This is a genomic window from Rhodovulum iodosum (genome assembly GCF_041020385.1).
Lineage (GTDB): Bacteria > Pseudomonadota > Alphaproteobacteria > Rhodobacterales > Rhodobacteraceae > Rhodovulum > Rhodovulum iodosum.
In genome coordinates, this window is sequence record NZ_JBEHHI010000003.1 from 326,916 (window position 1) to 339,083 (window position 12,168).

Annotated in this window: 8 protein-coding genes; all 8 read right to left on the reverse strand. The window is 67.0% G+C overall.

Annotated elements, in window-relative coordinates; all coding sequences use genetic code 11:
• Window positions 1–10: 10 nt before the first annotated feature.
• The 8 genes from glgB to fabI all read right to left on the reverse strand — a co-directional run bounded on the left by glgB (window position 11) and on the right by fabI (window position 12,130).
• The gene (gene glgB, locus Ga0609869_RS15575; protein ID WP_125404766.1) at window positions 11–2,215 is read right to left on the reverse strand and encodes a 1,4-alpha-glucan branching protein GlgB; all 2,205 of its coding nucleotides are present in this window, start codon (window positions 2,213–2,215) and stop codon (window positions 11–13) included.
• 5 nt (window positions 2,216–2,220) lie between these two features.
• Entirely contained in the window at window positions 2,221–4,698 is a 2,478-nt protein-coding gene (locus tag Ga0609869_RS15580; protein WP_125404797.1) for a glycogen/starch/alpha-glucan phosphorylase, read from the reverse strand.
• Window positions 4,699–5,000: 302 nt separating this feature from the next.
• Complete coding sequence (locus Ga0609869_RS15585) at window positions 5,001–5,654, reverse strand: 3-oxoacid CoA-transferase subunit B (RefSeq protein WP_125404764.1); 654 nt, start codon at window positions 5,652–5,654, stop codon at window positions 5,001–5,003.
• Window positions 5,654–6,310, reverse strand: a complete 657-nt coding sequence (locus tag Ga0609869_RS15590) for a 3-oxoacid CoA-transferase subunit A (RefSeq protein ID WP_125404762.1) — start codon at window positions 6,308–6,310, stop codon at window positions 5,654–5,656. Before Ga0609869_RS15590 ends, Ga0609869_RS15585 begins: the two co-directional genes overlap by 1 nt.
• Entirely contained in the window at window positions 6,307–7,521 is a 1,215-nt protein-coding gene (locus tag Ga0609869_RS15595) for an acetate/propionate family kinase (protein ID WP_125404761.1), read from the reverse strand. The genes Ga0609869_RS15590 and Ga0609869_RS15595 overlap by 4 nt, the downstream gene beginning before the upstream one ends.
• 5 nt (window positions 7,522–7,526) lie before the next feature.
• Window positions 7,527–8,936 (reverse strand): bifunctional enoyl-CoA hydratase/phosphate acetyltransferase, encoded by a 1,410-nt coding sequence (locus Ga0609869_RS15600; RefSeq protein WP_125404759.1) that lies wholly within the window; start codon window positions 8,934–8,936, stop codon window positions 7,527–7,529.
• Entirely contained in the window at window positions 8,933–11,353 is a 2,421-nt protein-coding gene (locus Ga0609869_RS15605) for a DUF3141 domain-containing protein (RefSeq protein WP_125404757.1), read from the reverse strand. The genes Ga0609869_RS15600 and Ga0609869_RS15605 overlap by 4 nt, the downstream gene beginning before the upstream one ends.
• A gap of 12 nt (window positions 11,354–11,365) precedes the next feature.
• Complete coding sequence (fabI, locus tag Ga0609869_RS15610) at window positions 11,366–12,130, reverse strand: enoyl-ACP reductase FabI (protein WP_125404755.1); 765 nt, start codon at window positions 12,128–12,130, stop codon at window positions 11,366–11,368.
• Window positions 12,131–12,168: the final 38 nt, after the last annotated feature.

The window sequence follows — 12,168 nt, forward strand, 5'->3', positions numbered from 1 at the left end:
TTTCCTTTCCTCACGTCCGCTGCTGCTTCAGGAATAGCACCGAGAGCGGCGGTAAAGTTACCTCGGCCGACGCGGGCAGCCCGTGATGGGGCGTGTCTGTTGCCGTCACACCACCCAGATTGCCCCGGTCGCCGCCGCCGTAAAGCGCCGCATCGGTGTTCAGCACCTCGCGCCAGCGCCCCGCGGCGGGCAGACCGCAGCGCCAGCCGGTACGCTCGACCGGGGTGAAATTGCAGATCACCGCCACCGGTTCGTCGTCCGGGTTGCCGATGCGCAGCCATGCAAAGATCGAGTCCTCCCACGCGTCGGCCTCGATCCAGCGGAAGCCGTCGCCTTCGCAATCCTTGGCATGCAGCGCCGGCGTGTCGCGGTAAAGCCGGTTGAGATCGCGCACAAGCGCCTGGACGCCCGCGTGCGCCGGCGCCTCCAGCAGCCCCCATTCGAGTTGGGCGGCATGGTTCCACTCCGACCGCTGCGCGAACTCCTGGCCCATGAACAAGAGCTTCTTGCCCGGATGCCCCCACATGAAGCCGTAATAGGCCCGCAGGTTGGCGAACTGTTCCCAGTCCGGCCCCGGCATCTTGGACAGCATGCTGCCCTTGCCGTGCACCACCTCGTCATGGCTGATCGGCAGGATGAAATTCTCGGAAAAGGCGTAGACCAGCCCGAAGGTCATCTGGGAATGGTGGTGCTTGCGATAGATCGGCGCGCGCTCGATGTAATTGAGCGTGTCGTTCATCCAGCCCATGTTCCACTTGTAGCCAAAGCCCAGGCCGCCGCTGTCGACCGGCTGCGAAACCTGGGGAAAGCTGGTGCTTTCCTCGGCCGCCGTCAGCACCCCCGGCACCTCGCCGTAGACGGTGGTGTTCATCCGCCTCAGCATGGCGATCGCCTCTAGGTTTTCGCGCCCGCCATGGATGTTGGGCACCCATTCGCCCTCGTCCCGCGAATAATCGCGGTAGAGCATCGAGGCGACGGCATCCACGCGCAGGCCGTCGACGTGGTATTCCTCCAGCCAGTATAGCGCGTTGGAGATCAGGAAATTGGCCACCTCGGTGCGGCCGTAATTGTAGATCAGCGTGTTCCAGTCGCGGTGAAACCCCTCGCGCGGGTCGGCATGTTCGTAAAGCGCGGTGCCGTCGAAGCGCGCCAGCCCGTGGCTGTCGGCCGGGAAATGGGCGGGCACCCAGTCCATGACCACGCCGAGGCCGCGGCCATGGGCGGCGTCGATGAGGTCGCGGAACTCGTGCGGGGGGCCGTGGCGGATGGTGGGGGCGAACATCCCGATGGGCTGATACCCCCAGGAGCCGTCGAAGGGAAACTCGGTGAGCGGCAGGAACTCGATATGGGTAAATCCCATGTCGGCGACATAATCGACCAGCTCCTCGGCCGCCTCCTTGTAGGACAGCGGGCGGCCACCCTCGTCGAGCCGGCGCCGCCAACTGCCAAGATGCACCTCGTAGATCGAGATCGGCGCGGTGCGCGCGTTGTTGCCCGCACGGTGGCCCATCCAGGGGCCGTCATCCCAGCCGTAGCCCGAGATATCGCGCACCACGCTGGCGTTTTCCGGCGGGTGCTGGGCGCCAAAGCCCACCGGGTCGGCCTTGAGCGGCAGCACCGTACCGTCGCCCGACAGCAATTCGTACTTGTAGACGGTACCTTCGCCGAGGTCGGGAATGAAGATCTCCCAAACGCCGGTCGCGCCGCGCCGGCGCATCGGGTGGCGCCGCCCGTCCCACTGGTTGAAATCGCCCACGACCGACACGCGGGCCGCATTCGGCGCCCAGACGGCGAAATGGGTGCCGCGCGCGCCCTCGTGGCCGCGCACATGGGCGCCCAGCACCTGCCAGATCCGCTGATGCGTGCCCTCGCCCAAGAGGTATTCGTCCATCTCGCCGATCACCGGGCCGAAGCGGTAGGCATCGTCGGCCTGCCATGTCGTGCCGTCGGCGGCCTCGCCGCGCAGGCGATAGTCCCGTGTGTCGGCAACGGGGCCGCGGAAGAGCCCCGGCAGGCCCGGCACAGGCGCCAGCGGATGCGCCTCGCCGCCCACCAGCGCGGCCATCGCGGCGGCGCCCGGGTGGCAGACCGTCACCTCGGTCTGCCCACCCCGACGATGTGGACCGAGCAAGGCAAACGGGTCGTCATGGGCAGCGGCGAGCAGGCGCTGCAACTCGGGGTCGGGCGCGGCGGGCGTCTTTGCAGGGTGTGACATGCGCCCTAGCCTAGGGCCTGACGTCCCGAATGCAACACATCCCCGGGGCCGGGTACCTCAAGCGCCTCGGCGTTCCAAATGTCGGCCATGTAGCCCCTGATCGCCCGGTCGGACGAAAACCAGCCCGACCGCGCGGTATTGATCGCCGCCATGCGCATCCAGGCGTTCTGGTCGGCAAAGGCGGCGTCGATGCGCCGCTGGGCCTCCCAATAGGCGGTGAAATCCGAACAGACGAGGAAATAGTCGTGGTGGCTGAGGTTGCCCGTCACCCCGTGGTAGCGCCCGGGATCGTCGGGCGAAAACCGCCCCTCGCCGATGTCGGCCAGCGCGCCGGCAAGCCGTGCGTCGGCCTCGATCGCCTGGGCGGCGTGGCCCGGCACCTCGCGCCGGGCAATCACCTCGTCGGCGGTCATCCCGAAGAGGAAGAAGTTCTCTTCGCCCACCCGCTCGCGGATCTCGACATTGGCGCCATCGAGCGTGCCCACGGTCAGCGCGCCGTTCAGCGCGAATTTCATGTTGCCGGTGCCAGAGGCCTCTTTGCCGGCGGTCGAGATCTGTTCGCTGAGATCGGCCGCCGGGATCAGCCGCTCGGCCAGCGTCACGTTGTAGTTCGGCAGGAAAGCCACCTTGAGATAGGGCGCGGTCACCGGATCGGCGTTGATCACGGCGGCCACTTCGTTGATCAGGTGCACGATTTCCTTGGCAAAGACATAGCCCGGTGCGGCCTTGCCTGCGAAGATCTTGACCCGCGGCGTCCAGCCCGCATCGGGATTGGCCGCGATTTCCTTCCACAGCGCGATGGTCTCCAGCAGGTTCATGTGCTGGCGCTTGTATTCGTGGATGCGCTTGATCTGCACGTCGAACAGCGCCGTGGGGTCGACCTTGAGGTCCATCTCGGTGGCCAGCCAGTTGGACAGATCGGCCTTGTTCTCGCGCTTGGCCGCGGCGTAGCGGTCGAGAAAGCCCGCATCGCCGAAATACGGCTCGAGCTGCTCCAGCTGTTCCAGGTCGTCGACCCAGCCCTCGCCGATCGTGTCGGTGATCAGCGCCGACAGCCGCCGGTTGGCCGACAGAACCCAGCGGCGCGGGGTCACGCCGTTGGTCTGGTTCACGATGCGGTCGGGGTGCAGGCGGTGCAGCTCGGCGAAGACCGTGCTTTTCATCAGTTCGGTATGCAGCGCCGACACGCCGTTGACCTTGTGCGCCATCATGAAGGCCAGCTCGCCCATCTTGACCTCGCCGTGCTCCAGCGCGCTGACCTGGCGCGTGGGCTGCTTGACCGCGTGCGCCGCGTCGATCCGCTCGATCAGTTGCATGTGGCGCGGCAGCAGGCGGTGCATCAGGTGCTCGGGCCAGCGTTCCAGCGCCTCGGGCATCAGCGTGTGATTGGTGTAGGACAGGCACGCCCGCGCGGTGACGATGGCCTCGTCCAGCTCCATCCCCCGCTCGTCATGCAACAGCCGCACCATCTCGGGCCCGGCGATGGCCGGGTGCGTGTCGTTGAGTTGGATAGCGGCCTTTTGCGGCAACAGCCGCAGGTTGTCATGTTCGGCCTCGAACCGGCGCAGGATGTCGCGCAGCGACGCGGCGGTGAAGAAGAATTCCTGCTTGAGCCGCAGCTCCTTGCCCTGTTCCGTGGTGTCGTCGGGGTACAGCACCCGGCTGATGGTGCGTGCCAGCGCCTCGGGCTCGGCAGCGGCGGCGAATTCGCCGCGGTTGAACCGCTCGAGGTCGAAGCCGTGCAGCGGCCGCGCGCTCCACAGCCGCAGCGTATTGGCCCAGCGGCCCTGCCAGCTGATGATCGGCGTGTCGTAGGCCTTGGCCACCACCGCCTCTTCGGGGTGCCAGACGGCCTTGCCGCCATCCTCGGACACCTCGCCGCCAAAGCACAGCTTGAAGGCGATGTCGCTGCGCTCGAACTCCCAGGCGGGGCGCTGTTGCAGCCAGTCCTCGGGTTCTTCCACCTGCCGGCCCTGCACGAAGCGCTGCTTGAAAAGGCCGTGCTCGTAGCGGATGCCATAGCCGAAGGCCGGGCAGCCGACGGTGGCCAGCGACTCCATGAAACAGGCGGCAAGCCGGCCGAGGCCGCCATTGCCGAGCGCCGCGTCGGGCTCGTCGGCGAGGATGTCCTGCAGGTTCAGGCCCAGATCGGTCAGCGCCCTGTCGGCGGCCTCTTCCAGACCGAGATTGACCATCGAATCTTCCAGAAGCCGGCCGATCAGGAATTCCATCGACAGGTAGTAGACCCGCTTTGCCCCGGAATGGCGCGCCGTTCGCATCGAGGCGAACCAGTGGTCCACGATCCGCTCGCGCAGGGCGAGCGACAGCGCGATGCGCCAGTCATGGATTTCGGCCATCTCCGGCTCTTTGCCCAGGTCGTAGGTCAGGTGGCGCAGGATGCTGTCGCGCAGATCGGCTGAGGTCACGAGATCGCCCTCCAAGGCGGAAGCGACCGGGGCGTTGGCGACCCGGCCGACTGTCATCGAAGTCACCGCAGCCTTATTCACAAGAACCGCCCCGGCTGCAACTGCAACACACCAGAACGTGCGCAGCCGGGGCCCGAGGCGCCCTTGGGCGGTCACTTCCTCAGCAGAGGTGCCCGATTGCGCGGCTCAGGCGAGAAGGCTGTCGTCCGAGCCGATCGGAAGCCCCATCCCAAGGCAGGTCTCGGCGGGCGCGGTCGAAAACACGCGCGTCATGGATTGGCCCGCGCGCAGATCGGCAAGGAGATCGGCGGGCCTGCCTGCAACAGGTTTGTTGCGGCCCGGCAACGCCCTGTCGGATGTCAGCCCAGCGCCATCTCGGGCACCTCGCCGTGCACCACCAGCGCCGCCTCGGTGGCGCCCTGCACGTCCTCCACCGACACACCCGGGCCCCGTTCGCGCAGCACCAGCCCGTCGTCGGTGGGCTCGATCACCGCCATTTCGGTGACGATCAGGCTGACGCGCCGGTCGGCGGTCAGCGGCAGGGTGCATTCGGGAACGATCTTGGATTTGCCCTTCTGGGTGTGGACCATCGCCACGATCACGCGCTTGGCGCCGGTGACCAGATCCATCGCGCCGCCCATGCCGGGCACCATCTTGCCAGGGACCATCCAGTTGGCCAGATACCCTTTCTCATCGACCTGAAGACCGCCCAGCACGGTCATGTCCAGATGCCCGCCGCGGATCAGCCCAAAGCTCATCGCGCTGTCGATCGAGGCCGCGCCCGGCACCGCGGTGACGAAACCGCCCCCGGCATCGGTGAGGTCGCGGTCCTCCATCCCCTCGGGCGGACGGGAGCCGAGGCCGATCACCCCGTTTTCCGCCTGGAAGAACACGTGCATGTCGTCGGGTACGAAACTGGCCACCATCGAGGGCAGGCCGATGCCGAGATTGACCAGCATCCCCTCCCGCACCTCCTGCGCCACGCGGCGGGCGATGATTTCCTTGACGTCCATCACTGAGCCCTCTCCAGCAGGTAATCGACCAGGACGCCGGGCGTCTTGACCGCGTCGGGCGAGATCACGCCCACCGGCATGATGTGATGCGGCTCTGCGATCACCGTGTCGGCCGCCAGCGCCATGATCGGATTGAAGTTATGCGCGGTGAGCGTGTATTCGAGATTGCCCACGTAGTCGGCCTGCCGCGCGTCGATCAGCGCGAAATCGCCCCGAATCGGCTTTTCCAGCAGGTATTTCCGCCCGTCGATCTCGATGATCTGCTTGCCCTCGGCGACGAGCGTGCCGACGCCGGTATGGGTCAGCACGCCGCCCAGGCCCACACCGCCGGCGCGGATGCGCTCGACCAGGGTGCCCTGGGGCACCAGCTCGATCTCCATCTCGCCGGCGATCATCCGGCGCTGCGCCTCGGGGTTCAGGCCGATATGGCTGACGATGGCCTTGGCCACCAGCCCGGCATCGACCAGCTTGCCGATGCCCTGGCCCGGGCGGCAGGTATCGTTGGCGACCACGGTCAGCCCCCCGACCCCGCGCGCCGCGATGGCGTCGATCAGCCGGTGGGGCGAACCAACCCCCATGAAGCCGCCGATCAGCAGGACGGCGCCCTCGGGGATCAGCTCGGCCGCCTCTTCGGGTTTCAGGGCCCGCTGCTTCATGCCGCCGTCTCCTCTTTTTGCGCCAGCATGTCGCGGGCCGCCCGCGCGATCACGAGTTCTTCGTTGGTGGGAATGACAAGGACGCGCACACGGCTCAGATCGGTCGAGATGATCTGCTCGCTGCGCAGGTTGCGGCCTTCGTCGATCTCCATGCCGAGCCAGCCCATCCCCTCGCACACCTTTTCGCGGATATGGACCGAGTTCTCGCCGATGCCGCCGCAGAAGACCAGCGTACTGACCCCGCCCAGCGCCGCGGCCAGCGCGCCCAGCTCGCGCCGGATGCGGAATACGAAATACGATATGGCCTCGCGCGCGCGCTCGTTCTCCTTGGCCGCCGCTTCCAGCGTGCGCATGTCGTTCGACAGCTCGGACAGGCCCAGAAGGCCCGACTCCCTGTAGAGAACGTTCTGAATCTCGTCCGCCCCCATCCCCTCGGTCTGGAGCATGTAGAGCAGCACGCCGGGGTCGAGCTGGCCGCAGCGCGTGCCCATCGGCAGCCCGTCGAGCGCGGTGAACCCCATCGACGAGGCGACAGAGCGCCCGCCCATCAGCCCGCACATCGACGCGCCATTGCCCAGATGCGCGACGATCGTGCGGCCCATGTGCAGATGCGGCGCAATCTCGGCCAGCTTGCTGGAGATGTACTCGTAGCTCAGCCCGTGAAAGCCGTAGCGGCGCACGCCCTCGTCGTAAAACCGGCGCGGAATCGCGAAGGTATCGTTGACCCACGGGTGATTGCGGTGAAAGGCGGTATCGAAACAGGCCACCTGCACCGCGTCGGGAAACAGCTCCAGCGCGGCACGCACGCCCGACAGGTTGTGCGGCTGATGCAGCGGCGCGAGCGGTTCGAACTCGGCCAGCCGCTTGATCACCTTGTCGGTCAGCTCGACCGGGGCGTCGAAATCGGGGCCGCCATGGACGACACGGTGGCCGACGGCCGAAAGCGTGGCGTCGGGGCGCCGGTCGCGCAGAAACGCGACCACGCGTTCCAGCGCGGTGCCGTGATCGGATACGTGGTTTCGCCCGAATTCCTTGTCGATAAGGACCGCGCCATCGGGTCCCTTGGCGCGCATATGGGCGCGCTGACCCTGGCCGATGCGCTCGACCAGGCCGACGATCCGCGCGTCGGGCTCGCCCGCGTCGGTATCCAGGTGGAAATACCCGAATTTCAGAGACGACGATCCGGCATTGAGGGTAAGCGCGTGGGCCATGGGGGCTACTCCGCCGCCTTGCTGACCGTCATCTGGCCTGTGATCCGCGCATTGTGCAGCGCTGCCACCGCGCAGGAGGCAAGCCGCGCCTTGTCGCCGTCGGAACGCGAATTGAGGATGATCGGGACCGTCGCCCCCATCACCACGCCCGCCCCCTCGGCGTGAGAGATATAGGCCAGCTGCTTGGCCAGCATGTTGCCCGAGTCGAGGTTCGGCACCACCAGCACCTCGGCCCGCCCCGCCACATCGGAGGTGATGCCCTTGGTACGCGCCGCGGCGATGTCCACCGCGTTGTCCATCGCCAGCGGCCCATCCACCATGCCGCCGGTGATCTGCCCGCGCTCGGCCATCTTCGACAGCAGCGCGGCATCGAGCGAACTGGGAATGTCGGGGTTCACCGTCTCGACCGCCGACAGCACGCCGACCTTGGGCGTTTCGATCCCGAGCGAAATGGCCAGGTCGATGGCATTTTGCACGATGTCCATCTTGGTGCGCAGGTCTGGGGAGATGTTGATTGCCGCGTCGGTGACCAGCAGAGGGTGCGGAACGCCCGGCACGTCCATCACGAAGACATGGGTAAAGCGGCGCCCGGCGCGCAGGCCGTTTTCCTTTCGCAGCGCCGCCTTGAGCAGGACCTCCGTGTGCAGGTGCCCCTTCATCAGCGCCGCCACCCGGCCCTCGGACACGAGATCGACGCAGAGGTTGGCGGCCTTGGCGTGGTCGGGGGCGTCGATCACCTCGTAGTCGTCGAGCGAGATGCCCAGCTCGGCCGCGGCGGCCGATATCTTGGCGGCGCTGCCCACCAGGATCGGGGCGATGATCGTGTGCCGCGCGCCCAGGATCGCCCCGCCCAGCGAGTTGATCTCTTCGGGGCACACCACCGCGGTGGGCAGCGGCGCCAGCGGCTCGGCGCGCTCGATCATCGCGTCGAAATGGCGGTGGCGCTCGACCAGCAGACCCGGAATTTCGAGATCGTCGAAAACCATCTTTCGGCGCGGCGCCAGGACATCGGCCTCGCCCTCCAGGATCGTCGCGCCGTCGGACTTGCGCGTCACGACCGTGTCCATGACGATGCAATTGTCCGCGCGCTTCTCGGTGACGGTGACCCGCGCGATCAGCTCATCGCCCGCATGCGCGCGCTTGAGAAATCTCAGCGTCTGGTTGCGGTAAAGCGTTCCTGCCCCGGGCAGGACGTTGCCGATCACCGCCGAGATCAGCGAGGCCACCCACATCGCGGGCGCCACCGCTTCTTCCTTGCCGTCGCCATCGCCGTCATGCTTGGCCAGATGCATCGGATTATGGTTCCCCGACGAGCTGGCATAGACATAGAAATCGTCCACCGTGCAGGCCCGCACCGTCTCGGCGGAATCCCCGATAGAGATCTCGTCGTAGGTCCGATTTTCCTCGATCTTCATTCGGCAGCACTCCCGATGGGCTTTTCGGCCGGCTGCAGCGGGTCGTCCAGCACGTCTTCCACCGCCGGCGGCAGGCCGAGAACTTCGCGGAACTGCTGTATCATGGTCAGGGTGCGTGGTTCCATCTCGTCGACCGGGCCGGGCACATATTGCACCACCTTGGCCGCCAATTCACGCTCGGCGGGGTCGGGCAGCAGGTCGGGCAGCGATGCGATGGCGCCCTCGGGATCGAAGGTGGCCACCAGCGTCTGCTCATGGATGATCCGCGCGCGCTCTTCCATGCTCAGCGCCGCGAAGGGGGCGTCCCGGTTGATCACCCGGGCCGAGCGTTCCAGACGGTCGCGCCGCACCGCGCCGCGATTCTCAGCCAGCAGCACCAGCATCCTGAGCACCGCCTCGACGAACCCGCCCTGCGAGATGTGCGACAGCGCATTCTGCACCATCGGCAGGGCGCGCAGCTCTTCGATGCTCTTGCGGGTGCGGCGCACCGCGTTGGGCTGGCCGAAGGCGCGCGCCCAAGGCGTGTTCCAGATCGCGTAAAAGGTCATCTCGTAGGCCGCGTCGCGCATGTCGCGGGCAAGGTCCATCCATTGCTCGGTCATGTCGGCGGCCAGTTGCTCGATCCGAAGGAAAGGGTTCGACGGGTCGGCGGGCTGGCGGGTCTCGCGCACATGTTCGGCGCCGGTGGTCAGCGGCGCGAGTGAGGGGTTGATCGAAGACAGCACCGAGCGCTGCACGCGGAGCGGATGCAATGCGCGCGACGCCTGGGCCACGGGCGCGCTGACCATGGATTTGACGAACGGCCGGACCATCGTATCATAGACCTCCGACTGCATCTGGCTGGCCCGCGCCACGGCGGCAAAGGCGGCCTCTTCGTGGCGGCCCCCGCTCAGCGCCTCGAGATCGGCAAAGCGCCGCTCGGCAAAGCTGACGAGGAAGGTCTTGTCGTGGCCATGGCCCTCGACCGCGTCGATCTTCATCTCGTAAAGCCCCGGCGCCAGCGCCTCGATCGTCTTCAGCGTGGACGAGACCTCGGTATGCTCTTTCTTGGCGATCTTCGACGAGACGAAGATGCCCAGATGCCCCACCTCCTCATGCACCATGTAGACGATGCGCTGGCCGCGGATGCGGATCTCGTCGACATTGGCATAGGCATCGAGGATCCAGTTCAACGCCTGCTGGGGGGGCGTGATGTTGTCGCCGTGGCTGGCGAAGACGATGATCGGCGCGCGGATCGCCTTGATATCGACCAGCCGGCCGGGCTCCAGCATCGCGGTGTTCTTGGTCAGGCGGTTGCCGACGAAAAGCTGTTCGACGACCCAGTGGATCTCGGCCTCGTTGAGCATGAAGAACCCGCCCCACCAGCGTTCGAACTCGAGGAAACGCTCGGCGCCGTGATCGACGGTGGAAAACAGGTCGTAATACTTGCGGAAGAAGTTGCGGCTGGGGTTCAGCTGTTCGAAGTTCATCACCAGGTTGGCGCCGTCGAACACGCCCCCGCCGAGGTCGGACCACAGCATGGGCTGCCACGTGCCGCCCAGGATACCCGCGTTATAGCGCATCGGGTGCTTGCCGATCTCGCCCGACCAGGTGGCCACCGGCGCGCCGTTCAGCACGATCGGGCCGGTCAGGTCGGGGTTGGTGGCGGCCAGCAGCAGCGTCGCCCAGCCGCCCTGGCAGTTGCCGGTGATCACGGGCTTGGCCGCGTCGGGGTGGCGGCGGGTCACCTCGCGCACGAATTCGGCCTCGGCGCGGGTGACATCGGCGAGCGTCTGGCCGGGTTCGGGCAGCCGCTTGAAGGCCACGAAATAGACCGGGTGCCCGTCGCGCAGCGCCACGCCCACCTGGCTGTCGGGCTTGAATCCGCCGATGCCGCCGCCATGCCCCGCGCGCGGGTCGATGATGATATAGGGGCGCTTGGTGTCATAGACCTGGCAGCCCTCGGGCGGGATGATCCGCAGCAGCTGGTAGTTGCACGGATGGCGCAGATCGGCGCCGTCGACGATCACCTCGTAATCGTAGATCAGCACCGGCGGGCAACCCGCGGCCTCGTGCTCGCGGAAAATGTCGCCGCGACGGCGCAGCACGTCCATCGCCAGCACCCAGCGTTCGGACGCGTCGCGCAGGTATGCGGTGAAATCCGCGGCGCGTTCGCGGCCCTGTCCGGTGGCCGCCTCGACCGCCAGCGCGGCCATCTTGTCGAGGGCGGACTTGGCCCGCGCGGTGTGGTCGGCATAGATCGCGTTGCCGTGGCGGCTGGCGGCCTCGCGCAGGATGTCGCCGCCCAGCGCGCCGGTGCCATAGGCATCGGCCAGTGCTGCGATGCGTTCCTGTGGCAGCGCCCGCGCGCCATCGAGCGCCGCGTTGATCAGGTCCTTGGCATCGTGACTTGCCGAATGCCCGAGAACTTTTTCCATGGGTCGTCTCCTTTAGCCGACGATGCCGTAGCCGCCGTCTATGGGGTGCACGCCGCCGGTGACGTTCGACGCCTGTCGGCTGGCCAGGAAGGCGCAATAGGCGCCCACGTCTTCGATGGTGGCAAGGTGGTGAGTGGGAGCTCGCTGCGCCGCAGCATCGAGTAATTCGTCGAATTCGGCAATGCCGGATGCGGCGCGTGTGGCCATCGGCCCGGGCGAGAGCGCATGCACGGAAATACCCTTGGGGCCCAGCTCGGCCGCGGCGTAGCGCACGACGGATTCGAGCGCAGCCTTGACCGGACCCATGATGTTGTAGTGCTCCACCACGCGGCTCGCCCCCTGGAACGAGACGGTCATGCAGGTGCCGCCATCGGGCATCAGGGGCTCGGCATGGCGGATCATCCGCAGGAAGGAATGCACCGAGACGTCCATCGCCAGCCCGAACCCCTTGGCCGAGCAGTCCACCACGCGGCCATGCAGATCCTCGCGGGGGCAAAAAGCTATGGAATGCAACGCGGTATCCAGACGGCCCCACCTCTCGGCGATCTCGCCGAACAGCGCCGTCATCTGATCGGCGTCCTGCACGTCGAGCGGCCGGATGATCTCGGCGCCCAGTTCTTCGGCCAGCGGGCGAACATGGGGCTCGGCCTTGTCGTTGAGATAGGTGACGGCGATCCTGGCGCCCTGCGCCTTCAGCGCCCGGGCGCAGCCCCATGCGATAGAGCGATCGTTGGCGATCCCGACCACGAGCGCCGTGGTGCCCTGGAGTGAAAACATGGCCTGTCTCCTGCTGCTGCCTGCGGTGCGTGTCGCGC